Source organism: Alloalcanivorax xenomutans (assembly GCF_900217905.1).
In the GTDB taxonomy this organism is placed as follows: domain Bacteria; phylum Pseudomonadota; class Gammaproteobacteria; order Pseudomonadales; family Alcanivoracaceae; genus Alloalcanivorax; species Alloalcanivorax xenomutans.
The window spans coordinates 1-18178 of the sequence record NZ_OBMO01000024.1 but is presented as its reverse complement, the minus strand read 5'-3'; the positions used below and the strand labels follow the sequence as shown (position 1 = coordinate 18178).

The 18178-nt window shown below is 61.2% G+C and carries 20 protein-coding genes; 14 read left to right on the top strand and 6 right to left on the bottom strand.

Features of this window, described 5'->3' with window-relative positions:
* Positions 1 to 89 precede the first annotated feature (89 nt).
* Positions 90 to 875 carry an AraC family transcriptional regulator gene (locus CRO06_RS17110; protein WP_097058953.1) on the top strand — a complete coding sequence of 262 codons (786 nt, stop codon included), beginning with the start codon at positions 90 to 92 and terminating at the stop codon, positions 873 to 875.
* A 10-nt stretch (positions 876 to 885) separates the two neighbouring features.
* Here CRO06_RS17110 and CRO06_RS17105 read toward each other — a convergent pair whose 3' ends face one another.
* Positions 886 to 1578: a DJ-1/PfpI family protein gene (locus CRO06_RS17105; protein ID WP_035451126.1), complete on the bottom strand. Its 693-nt coding sequence runs from the start codon at positions 1576 to 1578 to the stop codon at positions 886 to 888.
* A gap of 79 nt (positions 1579 to 1657) precedes the next feature.
* Here CRO06_RS17105 and CRO06_RS17100 point away from each other — a divergent pair, with 79 nt between their 5' ends.
* The 9 genes from CRO06_RS17100 (at position 1658) to CRO06_RS17060 (ending at position 7864) form a co-directional block, all read left to right on the top strand.
* On the top strand, positions 1658 to 2614 hold the full coding sequence (locus tag CRO06_RS17100) for a GlxA family transcriptional regulator (RefSeq protein ID WP_097058952.1): 957 nt from the start codon (positions 1658 to 1660) through the stop codon (positions 2612 to 2614).
* A 216-nt stretch (positions 2615 to 2830) separates the two neighbouring features.
* On the top strand, positions 2831 to 3826 hold the full coding sequence (nirK, locus tag CRO06_RS17095) for a copper-containing nitrite reductase (RefSeq protein ID WP_233917004.1): 996 nt from the start codon (positions 2831 to 2833) through the stop codon (positions 3824 to 3826).
* 3 nt (positions 3827 to 3829) lie between these two features.
* Positions 3830 to 4588 (top strand): formylglycine-generating enzyme family protein, encoded by a 759-nt coding sequence (locus tag CRO06_RS17090; RefSeq protein ID WP_063141804.1) that lies wholly within the window; start codon positions 3830 to 3832, stop codon positions 4586 to 4588.
* Entirely contained in the window at positions 4585 to 5244 is a 660-nt protein-coding gene (locus CRO06_RS17085) for an SCO family protein (RefSeq protein WP_097058951.1), read from the top strand. The genes CRO06_RS17090 and CRO06_RS17085 overlap by 4 nt, the downstream gene beginning before the upstream one ends.
* Entirely contained in the window at positions 5244 to 5699 is a 456-nt protein-coding gene (azu, locus tag CRO06_RS17080; RefSeq protein ID WP_026949350.1) for an azurin, read from the top strand. The genes CRO06_RS17085 and azu overlap by 1 nt, the downstream gene beginning before the upstream one ends.
* A 178-nt stretch (positions 5700 to 5877) precedes the next feature.
* On the top strand, positions 5878 to 6243 hold the full coding sequence (locus CRO06_RS17075; protein WP_055099074.1) for a hypothetical protein: 366 nt from the start codon (positions 5878 to 5880) through the stop codon (positions 6241 to 6243).
* Between the two features lies 1 nt (position 6244).
* A complete protein-coding gene (locus CRO06_RS17070) occupies positions 6245 to 6565 on the top strand; it encodes a hypothetical protein (RefSeq protein ID WP_022995433.1) in 321 nt (106 codons plus the stop codon).
* A gap of 237 nt (positions 6566 to 6802) precedes the next feature.
* The gene (locus tag CRO06_RS17065) at positions 6803 to 7396 is read left to right on the top strand and encodes a transglutaminase-like domain-containing protein (RefSeq protein WP_244902852.1); all 594 of its coding nucleotides are present in this window, start codon (positions 6803 to 6805) and stop codon (positions 7394 to 7396) included.
* Between the two features lie 21 nt (positions 7397 to 7417).
* Entirely contained in the window at positions 7418 to 7864 is a 447-nt protein-coding gene (locus CRO06_RS17060) for a hypothetical protein (RefSeq protein WP_097058950.1), read from the top strand.
* A gap of 21 nt (positions 7865 to 7885) precedes the next feature.
* Here the strand turns inward: CRO06_RS17060 and CRO06_RS17055 are convergent, their stop codons facing one another.
* Positions 7886 to 8281, bottom strand: coding sequence for a hypothetical protein (locus tag CRO06_RS17055; RefSeq protein WP_097058949.1), 396 nt, complete (start codon positions 8279 to 8281; stop codon positions 7886 to 7888).
* Between the two features lie 214 nt (positions 8282 to 8495).
* Here CRO06_RS17055 and CRO06_RS17050 point away from each other — a divergent pair, with 214 nt between their 5' ends.
* Positions 8496 to 9143 (top strand): DUF2238 domain-containing protein, encoded by a 648-nt coding sequence (locus CRO06_RS17050; protein ID WP_097058948.1) that lies wholly within the window; start codon positions 8496 to 8498, stop codon positions 9141 to 9143.
* On the opposite strand, the gene CRO06_RS17045 is transcribed toward CRO06_RS17050, so the two are convergent.
* Positions 9140 to 11506: a membrane-bound PQQ-dependent dehydrogenase, glucose/quinate/shikimate family gene (locus CRO06_RS17045; RefSeq protein WP_097058947.1), complete on the bottom strand. Its 2367-nt coding sequence runs from the start codon at positions 11504 to 11506 to the stop codon at positions 9140 to 9142. The genes CRO06_RS17050 and CRO06_RS17045 overlap by 4 nt on opposite strands.
* A gap of 132 nt (positions 11507 to 11638) precedes the next feature.
* On the opposite strand from CRO06_RS17045, the gene CRO06_RS17040 reads away from it, so the two are divergent.
* Positions 11639 to 12136 (top strand): VOC family protein, encoded by a 498-nt coding sequence (locus CRO06_RS17040; RefSeq protein WP_097058946.1) that lies wholly within the window; start codon positions 11639 to 11641, stop codon positions 12134 to 12136.
* Positions 12137 to 12166: 30 nt separating this feature from the next.
* On the opposite strand, the gene CRO06_RS17035 is transcribed toward CRO06_RS17040, so the two are convergent.
* The 3 genes from CRO06_RS17035 to CRO06_RS17025 form a co-directional block, all read right to left on the bottom strand.
* Entirely contained in the window at positions 12167 to 13729 is a 1563-nt protein-coding gene (locus tag CRO06_RS17035; RefSeq protein ID WP_097058945.1) for an MFS transporter, read from the bottom strand.
* Between the two features lie 217 nt (positions 13730 to 13946).
* A complete protein-coding gene (locus CRO06_RS17030; protein ID WP_022995445.1) occupies positions 13947 to 14294 on the bottom strand; it encodes a GFA family protein in 348 nt (115 codons plus the stop codon).
* Positions 14295 to 14451: 157 nt separating this feature from the next.
* Positions 14452 to 15381 carry a LysR family transcriptional regulator gene (locus CRO06_RS17025; RefSeq protein WP_097058944.1) on the bottom strand — a complete coding sequence of 310 codons (930 nt, stop codon included), beginning with the start codon at positions 15379 to 15381 and terminating at the stop codon, positions 14452 to 14454.
* A 180-nt stretch (positions 15382 to 15561) separates the two neighbouring features.
* On the opposite strand from CRO06_RS17025, the gene CRO06_RS17020 reads away from it, so the two are divergent.
* Complete coding sequence (locus CRO06_RS17020) at positions 15562 to 16746, top strand: acyl-CoA dehydrogenase (protein WP_022995447.1); 1185 nt, start codon at positions 15562 to 15564, stop codon at positions 16744 to 16746.
* Positions 16747 to 16755: 9 nt separating this feature from the next.
* Positions 16756 to 17988 carry a CaiB/BaiF CoA transferase family protein gene (locus tag CRO06_RS17015; RefSeq protein WP_022995448.1) on the top strand — a complete coding sequence of 411 codons (1233 nt, stop codon included), beginning with the start codon at positions 16756 to 16758 and terminating at the stop codon, positions 17986 to 17988.
* Positions 17989 to 18178: the final 190 nt, after the last annotated feature.

Here is an 18178-nt window from a genome sequence, read left to right as displayed (position 1 = left end):
GCGTTGAGCGGGTATCATCGATCCGGCCAACCCTGATCGTGTTTCGGCCAGGGTGAGGCAGGATGGGTACAGGGGCTCGGAAGAAGGCGATGCGAAACATCCCTATCGACGACATTGACGATACGCCGCGTCCTATGGTGGCGATCCACACTGATTATGCCGATGGACAGGTGTTGCCCTGGCACCGTCATCGCCGGGTGCAATTGCTCTACGGCGCTACGGGTGTGATGCACGTTGCCACGCGGGCGGGGAACTGGGTGGTGCCGCCCGGACAGGCGGTCTGGATTCCGGCCGAGGAAGCGCATCAGGTGCGCATGCTCGGGGTGAGCACGCACAGCCTTTATCTGGAACCCGACGCGGTGATCAGGCCACCGCCTGTGTGCCAGGTGGTGAAAGTATCGCCGTTGTTACGTCAGCTGTTGGCGGAAGCAGTAAAGCTACCTTTGCTGTATGACCTTGACGGTCGTGACGGTATCTTGGCGGATCTGGTATTTCATGAGCTGGCGCGGCTGTCGTCTTTGCCGTTCCATATCCCGCTGCCCGGAGACGAGCGCTTGCAGAAGGTCTGCCGCGCGTTCCTGGATGAGCCGGATATTCACGCTCGTATCGACCACTGGCTGCCGCATCTGGCCATGAGCGAACGCACCTTCAGCCGCCTGTTCAAACAGCAAACAGGCCTGTCGTTTCTGCGTTGGAAGCAACAGGCCTGCGTGGTGCTGGCGCTGGAGCGTTTGACGGCGGGGGAATCGATCACCCGCATTGCCCTTGAATACGGCTACGACAGCCCGGCGTCGTTCTCCACCATGTTCCGGCGGCGGTTCGGCCAGCCGCCATCCCATTACCGTCCCGACCGCCCAGGGCATCGTCCGGACTGAGGCGGTTGCCTCACTTGTCTTGCGACAGACGCCGGGCCGCCCGGCGGGTGGCTTCCCAGCGTGCCGGCATGGCCGCGGCCATGGCGTCATTCACTTTATTCAGTATTGGTGCCGGTGCTGTTTCCGGACGACCCGCGTTGAAGGGGGGCTGTGGCGCGTATTCCAGCCCGAGCTGAATCGATTGGGCGACATCGGCGCCGGCCAGTTCCTCGATTACGGTAAGCGCGAAATCAATACCCGCGGTCACCCCGCCGCCGGTGATCAGATTGCCGTCGCGTACCACCCGCTCCGGATCGGCGATGGCGCCGAGCTCACCGAGCATGTCCCGCCAGGCCCAATGGCAGGCGGCCCGCTTGCCGCTCAGCAGTCCGGCGGCGCCGAGAATCAGGGAGCCGGTGCACACCGAGGTCAGATAGCGGGCACTGGCGGCCAACCGTCTGAGTTCCGACAGATAGGCTTGATCCTCCATCACCGCCATGCAGCCCAGGCCGCCGGGTACACACAGCACATCACAGTGGGGGATATCGGTGAGTGCCGCCAGCTCGGCGAATACCAGGCCGTCGGCGTGGACCGGATCACCGTGCAGAGAGGCAACCTGGATCCGGGCACCCGGCAGCCGTGCGAAGAACATATGCGGGCCGGTGAAATCAAGATGAGTAACATCATCGTAAACGGCGAACACGATATTCAAAGTTTGCGTCATGGTGGGTCTCCTGCTTGACGCCCCCAGATTAGGGGAGCAAGGTGATGGCGCCAATGACCAGTTTCCCTCGATTTGCGCCATGCACCGAATTGCCTTTTATGTCTTTCCCGATTTCCAGTTGCTGGACCTCAGCGGTCCGCTGGCGGCCTTTCAGAGGCTGGACCAGCTGGCCCCCGAGCAGGCCTACGATTTGCGCGTGCTTTCCCGTCAGGGAGGTGGCGTGCGCAGCACCGCTGGTATCACCATAGACACCCTCAAACCCGGTCGCGCTATGGTCGATACGCTGATCGTGGTTGGCGGCCGGGGTGCCCACCGGTTGGCCGAGCAGCGTGAAGAGCGGGAGGCTGTCCGGCGTCTGGCGCGGCGGGCCAACCGGGTGGCCAGTGTCTGCACCGGCGCGGTGATTCTGGCTGCGGTGGGGCTGCTGGATGGGCGCCGTGTGACCACGCACTGGCGTTATGCCGCTCAACTGCAACGGCGCTATCCGGCATTGAAGGTGGAAGGCGACCGCATCTATATCCGTGACGGCCATATCTGGACTTCCGCCGGCATCACCGCTGGTATCGATCTGGCGCTGGCCATGATCGAGCAGGATCTGGGACTGGAATTGTCGCGAGCCGCCGCCCGGGAGCTGGTGGTACAGCAACGGCGCTCCGGTGATCAGTCCCAGTTTTCCGAGGCGCTGTCGCTGGAGCCTGAATCCGATCGTGTTCGCATGGCGCTGGATTTTGCCCGCGCCCATCTGCATGAACCGCTGCCGGTGGAACGCTTGGCCGAGGCGGCCTGTTTGGGAACGCGCCAGTTCAGCCGTTTGTTCCGTGCCGAAACCGGAGAGACCCCGGCGCGGGCGGTGGAACGGCTGCGGGTGGAAGCGGCCCGGCACCGGGTGGAAGCCGGCCATGAGCCCATCGAGCGGATTGCCATTATGTATGGGTTCAATGATCCGGAACGCATGCGTCGCGCCTTCGTTCGTCGTTTTGGACATCCCCCACAAGCGTTGCGGCGTCAGGCACGCGGGGATACCCGGCGTTATTGATCCAGATCACTGATCAATCCGGTTTGTCATCGCCAGCTGTTGGGCCGGTTCGCCCATTGATACCGGTCAAAACATAAAGATTCATTTCAAATGCATATTTAATCCAGACCGCGACGGAGAGCCCGATAGCCAAAGTGAGGGTCGGCCATGAAGTCTGGATTAACATCACATACCGTACTGAAGCAGCTCGCCGGGGGGATCGCTCTGGCACTTCTCTTGAGTGGATGCACAACCGGCAAGACGGTGTCCGAAGCGCCGCTTCCGGTGGAGCAAGCGCAACTAACGGCGCCACCTATGGTGCCACCACCGATTTCCCGAAAAGGGCCCGCCAAGGTGGTGGTGGACCTGGAAATGGTGGAACAGGAAATGCGCCTTTCCGATGGCGTTACTTACGAGTTCTGGACTTTCGGTGGCACGGTGCCCGGCAGCTTCATCCGGATCCGGGAAGGCGACACCGTGGAGTTCCACCTCAAGAACCGCCATGACTCTCATGTGGCGCACAATATTGATCTGCACGCGGTCACTGGAACCGGTGGCGGCGCGGAGGCCACCTTCACCCTGCCGGGCCACAAAACGCAGTTCACCTTCAAAGCCCTGAATCCCGGCCTGTACGTCTATCACTGCGCCATGGCGCCGGTGGGAATGCATATCGCCAACGGCATGTACGGCCTGATTCTGGTGGAGCCGGAAGAGGGATTGCCACCGGTGGATCGTGAGTACTACGTCATGCAAGGCGACTTCTACACCGAGGGCGACCACGGGGAACCGGGGCTGCAACCGTTCAGCCTGGAAAAGGCGGTGGACGAGCATCCCACCTACGTGGTCTTCAATGGCAGCGAAGGGGCGCTGACCGGGGAAGGGGCGCTGACCGCCAACGCCGGCGACAAGGTTCGTCTGTTCGTCGGCAACGGGGGCCCCAACCTGGTGTCCAGCTTCCACGTAATTGGTGAGATCTTCGATCGCGTCTTTTACGAAGGGGGCAGCAAGTATCAGGAAAATGTGCAAACCACGCTGATTCCGGCCGGCGGGGCCGCCATGGTCGAGTTCACCACCGATGTCCCGGGCAACTTCATCCTGGTTGATCACAGTATCTTCCGTACTTTCAACAAAGGTGCATTGGGCATTCTCAGCGTGGACGGAACGATGAAACCGGAGATCTACACTGGCCAGCAGTTCAGTGGGGAATACCCTGAAGCCGAAGGTGGGAGATAGAGAATGAAAGGGAAGGGGAGCTGGATTCCATTGCTGTGTTTACTCACCACGGCGGCGCTGGCGAACGAGTACGTTCCGTTGTCCGGCGGCCCCTTCCACTCCAGCTTGCGGTTTGGTGACAACGGCGGGGAGGTCGTTGTCGAAGGCTATCAACTGATGTCACGGCCGGTACGCGAAGCGGAGTTTTTGGCTTTTGTCCAAGCGCATCCACAATGGCGTCGGGACCGGATTCCCGGACTGTTCGCTGACGCCGGCTACCTGTCTCACTGGGACAGGCCGCTGGCTCCGCGCCCCGGCACTCTGAATTTCCCGGTGACACGGGTGAGCTGGTTCGCGGCGGATGCCTACTGCCGTGCCCAGGGCGCGCGGTTGCCGACCTGGCTGGAGTGGGAATTCGCCGCCGCCGCCGATGCCCGCCAGACGGATGCTCGTGATGATGCCGATCGTCGCCGCCGGATCCTGACTTTGGGTACCCCCGGCGCTTACCGCGCCGCTGGAGAGAGCGTGCCAAATGTGTATGGCGTGCACGATCTGCATGGGCTGGTTTGGGAATGGCCCTGGGACCACGCCAGCATGATGGCCGCTGCCGATAGCCGCAACGTCGATACCGAAAATCCGCTGCGGTATTGCGGTGGCAGTGCGCTGGCCTTCAGCGATCGCCGCGACTATGCGGTGATCAAACGAGTGGCCTTGCTGTCGGCCCTGTCCGCGCGCACCACCTTGTCCAATCTCGGCTTTCGTTGTGCCAAGGAGCTACCATGAAAGCGAATCGTGAAAAAAATATCCAATCCCGTCCTGCCGTGTGCAGGCCCTGGGACTGCCTGAGTGTGCTACTGCCCTTGCTGGTGTTGGTGATGCTGATGCCTCAGGCGGTACGTGGCGAGCAAAGTCCGCCCGGCGACTCCGTCTACGCGCTGTCCGCCACGGTGCAGAATGAAAAAGGGGAGACGCTGCGGTGGCAGGATCTGCGTGGCCAGCCCCGTCTGGTTTCGATGGTTTATACCCGCTGCCGCATGAGCTGTCCGCTGATCATTCACCAGGGAATGAGTGTGCAACAGCGGCTTCTGGAAGAGGGTTCGGCGGTTCCCCGTCTACTGATCATTTCCATGGACCCAGACCATGACACTCCCGACGTACTGGCGGAAACCATGGCCCGATATCGGCTGACGCCCGGACGGGCCACTTTCCTGCGGCCCCGGGATCATCAGGAGCGAACCATAGCCGCGCTGCTGGATATCCGGTTCCGTCAACGTGACGACGGCGGCTTCGATCACACCAATGCCTGGCTGTTGCTGGACGCCGACGGCCGCATCGTGGCGCGCACCGAGAAAATGGCCGGCGCCCCGGACCCGGCTTTCGTCCGTGAGGTCGAGGCGGTCATGGCAGCCTATCACTCCCAAGCCCAAGGAGATCACTGATGAACATTGCTTCTTACGCCTCTGTCGGTTTACTGATCTGGGGATGCTCCTCGCTGGCGCAGGCCGCCGACAACTGCCATGTTGCCTTGCGTGGCGACGACAATATGCGCTTTGATCAAACCCAGCTTACGGTATCCTCCCAGTGCGAAGCCGTGACCATTGAACTGGTGCACAGCGGCAAGCTCGGCGCGAACGTCATGGGACACAATGTGGTGGTGACGCTGACCGGAGACTTCAAGGACGTGGCCAAGGCTGGAATGAAGGCCGGGCCTGGGAACGGCTATGTTCCGGTCAACGATGGCCGAGTCATCGGCGCCAGTGACATGATTGGTGGTGGTCAATCCACCTCGCTGACGATTCCGGGGAGTCGTCTGCAAGCGGGGGAAGACTATACTTTCTTCTGCAGCTTTCCCGGCCATTGGACGATGATGAAAGGGACGCTGGTGGTGAACTAACGGTCACCCTGGAATTAAGGCCGGATACTGATACCCTGAAACGTCATGCCGGACTCGGTCCGGCATCTTCCTCGACGAAGCCATGCGTCTTACAGAAGGAGATCCCGGGTGCCGCCCGGGATGACGGAGGTTTTCAGAGGTTCCCCAAGCAAACAGGCGGTGAAAGAGGTGATCAGGGATGAAAACGCTCTTCGAGAAAATACTGGACGGGGCCGGCTTGTTGACGCTGTTCGGGGTCGGCTTGTTGTTTCTGGCGGCCGGGTATTTGTTGGCGACCCTCGCTCTGATGGGGGGTATAAAAGTCCTGATAGGATTCCTGATCCTGGCGGCGTTGGTTGGATTGATGGAAGCAGGCGTGGCCGCGATTCTCATGCTTCCATATCGATTGTGGGTCCGTATCTTCGGTAACAGGACCGAGCCGGCTGCCCCCGCTTCCGACGAAGGTAAGGCCCAAGGCCGCAGGGTGGGGCTGTATGCCTTATGCCTGCTGGTTTTGGGTGCCATGCTTGGCGTGGGCCAGCACGTTGTCGAAAAGGTCAACTGACATGGCGGGAAATAAGAACGCGTATGTGGAAGCCAATAACCTGATGTCGGCTGTCGAACGCCAGTTAATCAGGGAAGATAACGTCGTGGAGGCGAAATGGACCTTGGCAAAAGCAGTGTCCGACTGTCGGGGTGCATTAACAGATGAGGAATACGCGGCTGTGTTGGAGCGGTCATGCCGCCTCATGAGCCTGCACTGTGGCAACCATGAAGAGCTGGAAGCATTGGAAGCAATACTGGACTGGCTTTCCGATGCCGATATCATCACCGAAGAGCAGTATGCCCGTATCGTCCGGGAGACCGATTGTGGCCGTTGGCTATAGTGTTGAACCCTCCACCGAAGCACTGACGCTATGGGGGCGCGATAGCGCTTTTAATGTTCAGAAAGTGCTCTGGTTGCTGGATGAGCGCGCCCACCGTGATGGATTGGTATCAGCGACTGGCCGACCGGGAACCCTATCGTCGGAGGATTCAGGTGTGTTTCGAACCGCTTCGCGGTAAATTGACCTACTGATGTAATTCCGTGCTAAACGACGCACTCCGTATTGGCAAAGACTCCCATGAAAGAACGTGATGAAGAAGGTATGGACGCCTATCTGGCGGCGACGGATGTGGTGGATTGGCATCACCCTGATGTCCGTGCCCTGGCCCGGGAGTTGGCGGCGGAGCAGGATTCCGATGAGGCGGTGGCCCATCGCTGTTTTCTCTGGGTGAGGGATGAGATTCGGCACTCCATGGATTATCGGCTCTCTCCGGTTCCTTGTACGGCCTCGGAGGTACTGCGTGAGCGCAGTGGTTTCTGTTACGCCAAAAGTCACTTGCTTGCCGCGCTGCTCAGAGCGAACGGCATTCCAACGGCATTTTGCTACCAACGGCTCAGCCGGGATGATAATGGTGAGCCGTATTGTCTGCACGGGCTGAACGCGGTCCGTTTACCCGGCCAGGCTTGGTATCGGATTGACGCCCGTGGTAACCGGGTGGACATTGACGCTCGTTTTGAGCCGCCAATCGAGCATTTGGCGTACGCGGCGACGCTGCCGGGGGAGAAGGACATTCCCGGCCGGTTCGCCGAACCTTTACCGGAAGTGGTCTCCGCGTTGAACGCCTATGAGGATGCGGGGGCATTGCATTTGAATCTGCCGGATCGGGAATAGTCCATGTTGAGAAGGGAGTGTATGGCGCGGCGCGTGATGATGTTGACCGTGCTGGCATTGCTGCAGGGCTGTGTCGGCGGTTGGGTGATCAGCAATCCGCAAACCGATTATGCGGTGGATTCCGTCGCTCTGCGCGGAAAGGGGTATCTGGCCTCGTCCATGGAGGCCAGCAATTGGCATCTTGATGAGGTGCTGCGCGTTTGGGGAGCGCCGGATCGGCGCCGCGACGAGGGGCGGAGAACAGTCCTGTATTATCGCTCCGGACTCGCCTGGTCCGGTGTCGTGCCATGGGTATTGATCCCGATCCCATTGGTGGTCCCGGTTGGAACCAACCAGGCGGTGTTGGTGTTCGAGGACGAGCGACTGGTTTCCGCCAGCGCGGAGGATCGCGATGGCGCTGGCGGGCTTTGCGGACTTTTCATGAATGACTCGGATTCTTCCCTGACTCCCATGTGCGTCTCCTTGTGACGACGCCGGCCTTCGTCTGGGTCACCGGTCGGTGACCGGTGCCCCCCTGTCATCTCCGGGAACCAGCCCCTGACGTTGCAGTTCACTCCTGACCATCGGTGGGCAACGGGAGAAACACAGTGCCAGAGCCTCCACTGACAGTCCGGACAGGAAAGCATCCCGCAATTGTCGGCTCTGTTCCGGTGTCCAGGGGCGGTTCAGGTAATAAGGTCCCTTGATCACCGGCGCCGTTGCCCGGTTGTCCCTGAGGGTCACGGCGGAGCCGCGCCGGTAGCGAATGTCCTGGATACAGGTGAACAGTGCGCGGGTTATATCCGGGTGAATATAAGGGGAATGCTGGGGAAAAGGGCGACCGGTTACCGGATCGACGCCTTCGGCCAGATCCCGCAATACTTCCAATGCGTGTCGGATTTCCATATCCGTGAACTCCCAATAAAGTACGAGGGTGTGCCTGAGAGTAATAAAAATGTCATAGGGTGGCTATCAGCCAGAACGGAATTCCTTGGGGAAAAGGCTTACAGGACAAAGCGGCGATTTCCTATAGACTTTTGGGTGGCGCGCGAGTCGTTTGGTGAATAACGGCGGGCTCAAGGTGGCCCGGCTTGTGTCTGTTCTGATCTGGAATCATGGAATGTCCAATCGTCACATCTTTGTCTGGTTACTGTGCGGTTTTCTTTTTTTTGTCGGTTGGATGGCCTGTGAGCCTCATGAACGGTCCGCCTGGGTGTTGGAAAACGCCCTGGTTTTTCTCACCCTGCCGGTGCTGGTGTTTACTCGTCGCTGGTTCGTTTTCTCCAACGAGGCTTATCTGCTGATTTTTGCTTTTCTGTCGCTGCATGAACTGGGCTCCCACTACACCTATTCCCTGGTGCCCTACGAGTCGGCACTGGGGAAACTGTTTGGTTTCAGCCTTAATCAATGGATGGGGTGGGAGCGCAACCAGTTCGACCGGCTGGTGCATCTCGCTTATGGGCTGTTGTTAACGATACCGCTGTTCGACTTCTGCCGGCGCGTGGTCGGCCTGGCGCGAGCCTGGGCTTATGTCTTTTCCTGCGCGATTATTATGGCGACATCGATGTTGTACGAACTGATCGAGTGGATTGCCGCGGTCTGGTTTGGTGGCGATCTGGGGCAGGCGTTCCTGGGGACTCAGGGCGACATCTGGGACGCGCAGAAGGATATGGCGCTGGCGTCGATAGGAGCCGTGCTGGCGGTGGCATTGCACGTGCTCCTTCAACGGCGAAGCGCCGGCGCGGATACCGGCGCTCCATCGCGTTAGCGGGTGGCTCCGTTCTGCTTGTCCGGCAGAGCGAAGGCAACAATGTAGTCGCCCCGGTCCGGAGATTGCCGGGAGCCGCCGGCGGAGATAACCAGGTACTGTTTGCCGCTGGCCGGGGAGATGTAGGTCATTGGCGTGCCCTGGGAGCCCACCGGGAGACGATGTTTCCACACGGTTTCCCCGCTGGCCACGTCCATGGCCCGAATGTTGTAGTCCAGAGTGCCGGCATAGAACACCAGGCCGGAAGCGGTGGACATGGGGCCGCCCACCGTCGGCATGCCCACGGGAATTGGTAAATGCATTTTCAGTCCCAGGGGGCCGGTATCCTCCACGGTTCCTAATGGGATCTGCCAGACCACTTCGCGCCGATTCAAATCGATGGCGCTGAGGGTACCGTAAGGCGGCTTCTGGCAAGGCACGCCCAGCGGCGACATGAACACATACTTGGAGGCGCCATAGGGCGTACCGTGTTGAGGAGATAAACCGGTATGAGAGGCCGAGGCGTCTTCCTTGTCCGCTTCCTCGCGCGGTACCAGCAATACCCGCTGAGGGGAACGGGTGTCATTGACGATCAGATAGCCGCCGGGTTTGTAGATGGTGTTGCTGCCCCAGTTCATACCGCCGAAATAGCCCGGCCATTGCAGGCTGGGAGTCAGTCCTGGCGGAGTGAAATCGCCTTCGTAACGCAGTTTGCGAAACTGGATCCGGCAGTACAATTGATCGAACGGGGTAGCGCCCCACATGGCGGCTTCCGACAACTTTTCCGCGCCGATGGCGGGCATGCCCACGGAATAGGGTTGTGTTGGCGAGGTCCAGTCGCCATCCACCGCGCCCTGTGGAACCGGGCGCTCTTCCACTTCGGCAATGGGTGTGCCGGTACGCCGGTCGAGCATGAAAATCTGACCGCGTTTGGTGGTTTGAATCAGCGCTGGCACGGTATTGCCATTACCGTCATCCACATCGAACAAAGCGGGTTGGGAGGGCACGTCGTAGTCCCAGATATCGTGATGCACGGTCTGGAATTTCCAGCGCTCCCTGCCGGTATGAAGATCCAGGGCAACGATGGAGGATGAATAGTCTTCATCCGCATCGGTGCGGTGACCGCCATAGAAATCCGGGGTGGCATTGCCGGTGGGCAGATAGATCAATCCCAGTTCCTCATCCACCGCCGGCGTGGACCAGACATTCGGTGTGCCGCGGGTGTAGGTCTCGCCCTCCCGAGGCAGGCCGGTGAGTGCTGGATTGGCCAGGTCCCAGGCCCAGGCCAGTTCCCCGCTGTCGGCGCGAAAGGCGCGGATCACACCGGAGGGCTCGCCGGTCATCATATTATCGAACACCCAGCCGCCGATAATGATCAGTCCCCGCGCCACCGTGGGCGCCGAGGTCTGGAAATAAAAGCCGGGCTTCACCTCTCCCATGCCCTGTTTCAGGTCGACGGTGCCGCCATCGCCAAAGGAAGGGCAGAGCGCGCCGGTTTGCGCGTCCAGCTCGATCAGGCGGGCATCGATGGTGGACAGCACGATGCGGCCGGCGCAGGTCTCTTCGTTGTTGGAAGCCTGGTAATAACCCAGGCCCCGGCAACGTTGCCACAACGGTGAGGACGCTTCGGGGTCGAAGCTCCATTTCTGTTCACCACTGTCCGCGTCCAGGGCGAACACTTTGTTATGCACGGTGCAAACATAAAGCGTATCGCCGACCTGGATCGGTGTGTTCTGGTCCTCGCCGCCGGCTCCGGGGGGGTTGGCATTGGGAATATCACCGGTGCGAAAGGTCCAGGCTACTTCCAACTGGTCCACGTTATCGGGTGTGATCTGATCCTGCGGCGCATAGCGGGTGCCATCCTGCTGGCGCCCGTAGTGATGCCATTCCCGAGCCTGATCCGTCACTGTCAAGGAGGGCGGTTCGGTCTTGCTGGCGATGATGGGGCCGGGATAGAAAGCATGAAAAATCGTCGCCGCCAGACCAAGCAGAATCACCGCCGCCACCGGATAGGCGGTGCCGCCACTGATCGGTTTGCCCCGCCGTAAAGCCGGCGCCAGCAGCGCCAGAAGGAACAACAGCACCGCCGGTGCGAACAGGCGGGACACCTGGGGCCAGAAATCCAGACCCACTTCCCACCAGGCCCACAACGCGGTGCCCATGAAAACGACAGCGTATAGCCAGAACCCCAGAACATGGCGGGCCATCACCAGACCGCCGGAGATCACCAGGCCGATACCGGCGAGGCTGAAGTACCAGGAACCGCCCAGCAGGATCAGGTAAATACCGCCGCCGAGCAGGCCGATGCCGGCCACCACCATAAGCAGGCCCACCAGAACGGTAACAGTGGATACCCAGGACGATGTTTTTTCTTCGTCGTTCATCAACCCCGCCTCCCATCCGGATGTCTGCTTCGAGGTTGCCACAGTGCGGACCGGCGGACCACTGTCGACATGTCGAACCGTACCGTCGGCAAGCGATTAACCAGAGTCCAATCCAGACACGAGGAGCCAACGATGGGCAACCAACTGACGATCACCCCCTGTCTCTGGTTCGACGGCCAGGCCGAACAGGCAGCGCGCTTCTACGTCGAGGTGTTTCCCGATTCACGTATCACCACCATCAGTCATTACGGTGAGGCGGGCAAGGAGATCCATGGCCAGCATCCCGGTGATGTCATGGTGGTGGCCTTCGAGTTGCAAGGAAACCCTTTCGTGGCTTTGAACGGCGGGCCACTGTTTACTTTTAATGAAGCGGTATCGTTTCAGGTTCCATGCCGGAGCCCGGAGGAACTGGATCATTATTGGGAGGCCTTGTCCGAGGGGGGCGATCCGAGCGCGCAGCAGTGCGGCTGGCTGAAGGACCGTTTCGGCCTGTCCTGGCAGGTATTTCCTGAGTGGCTGCCGAAGGCGCTGGAAGAGACCGGCTCCACTGCCGCGGCGCGGGTCACCGAGGCGATGATGGCGATGAAGAAACTGGACTGGCAGGCGCTGGAGCGGGCGCGCCGGGGGTGATGCCGGGCTCGGAGGGAGCCCGGCGTTGGGTCACGGGGTTTCGGTTTGCGTGGTGTCATCCGGGGCGGCCGGTATGGCCTGACGGCGAGCCAGCAGCCAGCCCACCATAATCGCGGTGATGGCAACGATCGCCGCGCCGATCAGGGCATTGGTGTGCAGGGCCTGGGTAAAGCCCTCACGCGCCCCCGACAGCACCAGATCGGACACGTCCGGCGGCAGCTGACTGGCGGCATCCAGAGCGCCGCCCAGAGTGTCACCGGCGGCCAGCGCCAGATCCGCCGGCAGATCCGGCGGCAGGACTCCGGCCATGTGCGCGCGGTAAACTGCGGCGCCGGCACTGCCGATCACCGCGATACCCAGGGCCATGCCCAGTTCCGTGGCGGTCTCCGATGTCGCCGAGGCGGTGCCAGTCTTGTTGGGTGGAGCGGCGCTGACCACCATGTCGGTGCCCAGGATCATCATCGGCATGACTCCGACTCCCATGATCACCATGCCGGCCACCAGCCAGGCCATGTTGTCCATGCCGGTGACCATGGCCATGGAAAGAAAGCCGAACACCGACAACAGCAGACCGACACTGACCAGCACGCCTCGACTCATATAGCGGGTCAGGCGTGGCACCAGCAGCGACACGATGGTCTGGATCACCGCCGGCGGCAGCATCACCAGACCGGCATGTAACGGCGACAGCCCCAACACGCCCTGCAGATACTGGAACACCATCAGCCAGGCACCGGACAGCGCCAGCACGGTGAGCAGCATGGCCACCACCGAGGTGCTGAAAGTACGGTTGCGGAACAGCGCCAGATCGAACATCGGCTCCGCCAAACGGCGTTGCCGGCGCACGAACAGCATGCCGATCACCAGGCCCGCGGCGATGGACAGCAAGGGCGCCCAGGATACGCCGTTGCGGGCCATGTCCTTCAAGCCATAGATCATCGCGATCACCATGGCCACCGACAGCAGGGCGCTGAGAAAATCCTGGCGCCCGGCCTGCTCGTCGCGGAACTCCGGTAACAACAGCGGACCGCACACCAGCAGCAGCGCCATCACCGGGACACCCAGCAGAAACACCGAACCCCACCAGAAAAACTCCAGCAGGGCGCCGCCCACCAGTGGGCCAATGGCGCTGCCGACGATAAAGCCGGTCATCCACACCGTAATCGCCACGGTGCGCTCATGCTCCTGATGGAACATGTTGCGCAGCAGCGACAGAGTGGAGGGCATCAAGGTCGCGCCGGCGATGCCCAGCAGCGCGCGGGCGGCGATCAGCATTTCCGCGCTGGTGGCGAACGCCGCCAACGCCGAAGCGGCACCGAAAGCGGTGGCGCCGGCCAGCAGCAGTTTACGCCGACCGATGCGGTCACCCAACGTGCCCATGGTCACCAGGAAGCCGGCGATCATGAAACCGTAGATGTCGAGAATCCACAGCAACTGATCACTGGTGGGGTGCAGGTCCGCGCTCAGCTGTGGTACCGCCAGATGCAGCACGGTCATGTCCAGGGCCAGCAGCACCGTGGGCAACATCAGCACCGCCAGACCCAGCCACTCACGCCGCGTGGCGGCAGGTGGTGACGCGTTGGAAGCTTCCATATTCTCCTGTGTCACAGTCGTTATCCTTTCACTTACTACAAGATGCCGCGCGGTACGCCACCATGGGTTAGTTGGAACGGAGGTGGCGGGAACGGGCCGACGGTTTCCCGTTACCGCAACGCGACAGAGGAACCTCCATGAGGTTCGGGTATGCCCGAAGGGCAGTGTGAAGAGCGTGGGTCAGTCGCTCGGCGGGTTGGTCGGCGAACCGGACCGGTTACATGGCGCGGCCGTCGAACCGCTGCACGGGAACCGAGTCCAGGTCGACACCTTCCAGACAACGTATGTTGATCGCGGCCATCCGATTGCCTTCCGGATCCACCCCCTCACCGTAGGGGTGAATGCCGCATTTCGGGCAAAAGTGATGTTGGATCACATGCTGATTGAAGGTGTAGGTGGCGATGTCGTCCTCCGCCGTCAGCAGCCGCAGGTGATCCCGGGGAATGAACCACATCAGGGATCCCTTGCGCTGACAGATGGAGCAGTTACAGGACATGGCGCCGTCCAACTCGCCTTCGGCCTCGAAGGCGACGTTTCCGCAATGACAACTTCCTTTGTAGTTCATTGGTTTCTCCTTTTTTGAGTCGTCATTGAGTCGAACGACGTGATCGGGAATTCGACATCGTGTCCAAGGTTAACGCCGGAAAATGACATAGGGAAGACATCTCCGTGGTGATTCTTGCTGTGGGAAGCTGCCTTGGCAGCGAATTGGAGTGCTGGTATTAAACCGTCTCCGGCGACGCGGTGAGCCCGCCGCTTCCCCGGAAGTGTTCGATTTCCGCCACCAGCCAATCCCGGAACAGCAGCAACAACGGATTCTCCGCCTTCTGTTCCGGCAGAATAAAGTGGTAAGCCCAGGAACTGCGGTAGCTGTGCGGTAATGGAATGATCAGCCGTCCGGAGGCCAGTTCCTCGCGGATCAGGAACGGTGGAATCAGGGCAATCCCCATGTCCTGCATGGCGGCTTCGGCCAGCATGGTGAACAGTTCGAAACGCGGGCCGGTCATATCACGCTCCACCCGCAGACCGGCGGAATCGAACCACTCACGCCAGGCGTAGGGGCGGGTGGTTTGTTGCAGCAGGGTGAGGCCGGCGATGGTCTGTGCATCCAGCTCCCGTTCTGGGGCGATCAGACGCGGGCTGCACACCGGCATCGGTTCCTCATGCATTAACAAGGTGGCTTCGGTGCCGGGCCAGTCGCCGTCGCCGAAATAGATCGCCGCGTCGAAGCGGGTTTCGGCGAACAGAAAGGGTTTGGTGCGGTTGGTCAGATTAACGGTGACGCCGGGGTGGGCACGGCGGAAGTCCTTCAGCCGCGGCAGCAGCCAGCGGGTGCCGAAGGTGGGCACCACCGCCAGTTCCAGGGTGTTGGCGGCACCGTGGTCCCCCATCACCGCCAGTGTATCCCGTTCCAATTCATCAAGATGGACGCTGACCCGGCGGCTGTAATCGCGGCCCGCTTCGGTGAGCCGCACGCCCGGGCGTGAGCGGCGGAACAGTTTGACGCCAAGAAAGTCCTCCAGGGCCGCGATCTGGCGGCAAATGGCGCTTTGCGTCAGGGCCAGTTCCTCGGCGGCTTTGGTGAAGCTCTGATGGCGCGCGGCCGCCTCGAAGCCGATCAAAGCGGCGGTGCTGGGGATCTTGCGTCGCATACGGGTCTTCCCGGTCGGTTTCCATTTACAAGTGATAAAATAGCACAAAGGCGTGCGAGAAAGTGGCTTGTTCTGACCACCACGGCCTGTATAGCATGGCGCCAAACCCGCCCAAATAGCGCCTTCGTGCCTGACCGGGCAGTCTCTCATCCCTTCTTGAAGTGAAAAGGTGGAATAACCGTGGCCAATAATGCAGCCTTTGACTGGGCGAGCCCCCTCCTGCTGGATCAGCAACTCACCGAAGACGAGCGCATGGTGCGCGATACCGCCTACCAGTACGCGCAGGACAAACTCATGCCGCGGGTGCTCAACGCCTTCCGCAACGAGCACACCGATGTGGAAATCTTCCGTGAAATGGGCGAACTCGGGCTGCTGGGCGCCACCATTCCGGAAGCCTACGGCGGCGCGGGTCTCAACTATGTGTGCTACGGCCTGATTGCCCGTGAAGTGGAACGGGTGGATTCCGGTTACCGCTCCATGATGAGCGTGCAGTCTTCCCTGGTGATGGTGCCGATCAACGAGTTCGGCAGCGAAGAGCAAAAGCAGAAATACCTGCCGAAGCTGGCCAGCGGCGAATGGATCGGCTGTTTCGGCCTGACCGAGCCGGACCACGGTTCCGACCCGGGCAGCATGGTCACCCGCGCCAAGAAAACCGACGGCGGCTACCTGCTCTCCGGTGCCAAGATGTGGATCACCAACAGCCCCATCGCCGATGTGTTCGTGGTCTGGGCCAAGACCGAGGACGACAAGATCCGCGGCTTTATTCTGGAGAAAGGCTGGGAAGGCCTGAGCGCTCCGGCGATTCACGGCAAGGTCGGCCTGCGCGCCTCCATTACCGGTGAAATCGTCATGGACAATGTGTTCGTGCCGGAAGAAAACCTGATGCCGGGCGTGTCCGGCCTGCGTGGTCCGTTCACTTGCCTGAACTCCGCCCGTTACGGTATTTCCTGGGGGGCGTTGGGCGCCGCCGAGTTCTGCTGGCACACCGCCCGTCAGTACACCCTGGACCGCAAGCAGTTTGGCCGTCCGCTGGCCGCCAACCAGTTGATCCAGAAGAAACTGGCCGACATGCAGACCGAGATCACGCTGGGTCTGCAAGGCTGTCTGCGTCTGGGCCGTATGAAGGACGAAGGCACCGCGGCGGTGGAAATCACCTCCATCATGAAGCGCAACTCCTGTGGCAAGGCGCTGGACATCGCGCGGCTGGCCCGTGACATGATGGGCGGTAATGGCATCTCCGACGAGTTCGGTGTGGCCCGCCACCTGGTCAACCTGGAAGTGGTGAACACCTACGAAGGGACCCACGACGTGCACGCGCTGATTCTCGGCCGCGCGCAAACCGGCCTGCAAGCCTTCACCAACTAAGGGACTGTTATGAGTGGCGCGCTGTCGCACCTGCGCGTGCTCGATTTGTCCCGCGTTCTGGCCGGCCCCTGGGCCGGCCAGATCCTGGGCGATCTGGGCGCCGAGGTGATCAAGGTGGAGCGGCCCGGCAGCGGTGACGATACCCGTATCTGGGGGCCGCCCTACGCCAAGGACGCGGAGGGTCACGACAGTGACCAGTCCGCCTATTATCTGTGCACCAATCGCAACAAGAAATCGGTGGCCATCGATATCGCCCACCCGGAAGGGCAGGCGCTGATCCGTGAACTGGCCGCGCAAAGCGATGTGGTGATCGAGAACTTCAAAAAAGACGGCCTGCGCCGCTATGGTCTGGATTATGAATCCTTGTCCGAGGACAACCCCGGGCTGATTTATTGCTCCATCACCGGCTTCGGTCAGACCGGGCCTTACTCCAGCCGCCCCGGCTACGATTTTCTGATTCAGGCCATGGGCGGGTTGATGAGCATCACCGGCCATCGTGACGGTGAGCCCGGTGCCGGCCCGATGAAAGTGGGCGTGGCGCTCACCGATATCACCACCGGCCTGTATTCCACCATTGCCATTCTCGGCGCGCTGGAACATCGCAATCAGACCGGCGAAGGCCAGCACATTGATATGGCGCTGCTGGATGTGCAGGTCGCTTGTCTGGCCAACCAGACACTCAATTACCTCACCACCGGTCAAGCACCGACGCGCATGGGCAATGCTCATCCCAGCGTGGTGCCGTACCAGGATTTCCCCACCGCTGATGGCGATGTGATCCTGGCGATTGGCAACGACGGTCAGTTCGCCCGCTTCTGTGAGGTGGCCGGACACCCGGAGTGGGCCGCGGACGACCGCTACGCCACCAACCGCGCCCGCGTGGACAATCGCGACACCTTGATTCCGTTGATGCGGCAGACCACGGTAATGCGCACCACCCGGGAATGGATCGAGGTTCTGGAACAGGCCGGTGTGCCCTGCGGGCCGGTCAACAGCATCGCCGATGTGTTTCAGGATCCCCACGTCCAGGCCCGGGGCATGCAACTGGAAATGCCGCACCCGAGTCTGGGCACGGTACCGCAGGTGGCCAGCCCGCTGCGGCTGTCGGCGTCACCGGTGGAGTATCGCACCGCGCCGCCGCTTCTCGGTGAGCATACCGACGAGGTGCTGGCGCAAACCCTGGGGCTGTCCGCCGAAGCGATCCAACGGCTGCGTGCGGAGCGTATTGCCGGTCAGAACTGATTGCGGCTCGCCTCCCTCGGGGAGAGCTACGAAGCCGCTGTGGGAGCTTGCCCCGCAAGCGAATTCTTCTAATGCAGCGTAATTCGCTTGCGGGGCAAGCTTGTATGGTTACCCGGCAAGTCTTAGAAAGAAGAGACTTGTCGGGGTGGAGGGACCAGGCAAGCTTCTGACCCTAGGGTACAGACTGTGG

Excerpts from the sequence above, each read along its gene's own strand:
- CRO06_RS17110 (WP_097058953.1), top strand. The coding sequence starts at position 90 with ATGCGAAACATCCCTATCGACGACATTGACGATACGCCGCGTCCTATG.
- CRO06_RS17090 (WP_063141804.1), top strand. The coding sequence starts at position 3,830 with ATGAAAGGGAAGGGGAGCTGGATTCCATTGCTGTGTTTACTCACCACG.
- CRO06_RS17060 (WP_097058950.1), top strand. The coding sequence starts at position 7,418 with ATGGCGCGGCGCGTGATGATGTTGACCGTGCTGGCATTGCTGCAGGGC.
- azu (WP_026949350.1), top strand. The coding sequence starts at position 5,244 with ATGAACATTGCTTCTTACGCCTCTGTCGGTTTACTGATCTGGGGATGC.
- CRO06_RS17035 (WP_097058945.1), bottom strand. The coding sequence starts at position 13,729 with ATGGAAGCTTCCAACGCGTCACCACCTGCCGCCACGCGGCGTGAGTGG.
- CRO06_RS17075 (WP_055099074.1), top strand. The coding sequence starts at position 5,878 with ATGAAAACGCTCTTCGAGAAAATACTGGACGGGGCCGGCTTGTTGACG.
- CRO06_RS17050 (WP_097058948.1), top strand. The coding sequence starts at position 8,496 with ATGTCCAATCGTCACATCTTTGTCTGGTTACTGTGCGGTTTTCTTTTT.
- CRO06_RS17070 (WP_022995433.1), top strand. The coding sequence starts at position 6,245 with ATGGCGGGAAATAAGAACGCGTATGTGGAAGCCAATAACCTGATGTCG.
- CRO06_RS17025 (WP_097058944.1), bottom strand. The coding sequence starts at position 15,381 with ATGCGACGCAAGATCCCCAGCACCGCCGCTTTGATCGGCTTCGAGGCG.
- CRO06_RS17100 (WP_097058952.1), top strand. The coding sequence starts at position 1,658 with ATGCACCGAATTGCCTTTTATGTCTTTCCCGATTTCCAGTTGCTGGAC.
- CRO06_RS17085 (WP_097058951.1), top strand. The coding sequence starts at position 4,585 with ATGAAAGCGAATCGTGAAAAAAATATCCAATCCCGTCCTGCCGTGTGC.
- CRO06_RS17015 (WP_022995448.1), top strand. The coding sequence starts at position 16,756 with ATGAGTGGCGCGCTGTCGCACCTGCGCGTGCTCGATTTGTCCCGCGTT.
- CRO06_RS17045 (WP_097058947.1), bottom strand. The coding sequence starts at position 11,506 with ATGAACGACGAAGAAAAAACATCGTCCTGGGTATCCACTGTTACCGTT.
- CRO06_RS17105 (WP_035451126.1), bottom strand. The coding sequence starts at position 1,578 with ATGACGCAAACTTTGAATATCGTGTTCGCCGTTTACGATGATGTTACT.
- CRO06_RS17030 (WP_022995445.1), bottom strand. The coding sequence starts at position 14,294 with ATGAACTACAAAGGAAGTTGTCATTGCGGAAACGTCGCCTTCGAGGCC.
- CRO06_RS17065 (WP_244902852.1), top strand. The coding sequence starts at position 6,803 with ATGAAAGAACGTGATGAAGAAGGTATGGACGCCTATCTGGCGGCGACG.
- CRO06_RS17040 (WP_097058946.1), top strand. The coding sequence starts at position 11,639 with ATGGGCAACCAACTGACGATCACCCCCTGTCTCTGGTTCGACGGCCAG.
- CRO06_RS17055 (WP_097058949.1), bottom strand. The coding sequence starts at position 8,281 with ATGGAAATCCGACACGCATTGGAAGTATTGCGGGATCTGGCCGAAGGC.